This is a genomic window from Prauserella cavernicola, from assembly GCF_016595675.1.
GTDB classification, from domain to species: Bacteria; Actinomycetota; Actinomycetes; order Mycobacteriales; family Pseudonocardiaceae; genus Prauserella_A; species Prauserella_A cavernicola.
On sequence record NZ_JAENJH010000046.1, the window covers coordinates 1 to 315 of the forward strand.

A 315-nucleotide genomic window follows, 5' to 3' on the forward strand; every position below is an offset into this window, starting at 1 on the left:
TACTCGGCGTCGGGGTGGTGCGGGTCCTGCCTCGTGCGGCGGGCCAGCAGCAGGTCACCGGTGCCGACGACGAGGAGGGCACCGCCAGTGAGGGCGATCGGCAGCACGTTCGTGCCCGTCGCGGCCAGGCCCGTGGTCACGGTGACCGTGCCGGTGACTGTCGCGCCGGAGGGGTCCTTGGCCGTGTAGCGGACGGTGTCCTGGACGAGGAAGTCCTTGTCAGGCGTGTAGGTGATCGTGCCGTCTGAGTTGACGGTCACGCTGCCGTTCGCGGGGTCGTCGGCGTGTGTTGCTCTCAGCTCGTCCGGCAGGGTG

Annotated in this window: 1 protein-coding gene; it reads right to left on the reverse strand. The window is 70.2% G+C overall.

Annotated features, from left to right (window positions below):
- Positions 1-260: Ig-like domain-containing protein (locus JHE00_RS34625; protein WP_307832239.1), on the reverse strand; the 260-nt coding region annotated here is incomplete at its 3' end.
- Between the last annotated feature and the right edge of the window lie 55 nt (positions 261-315).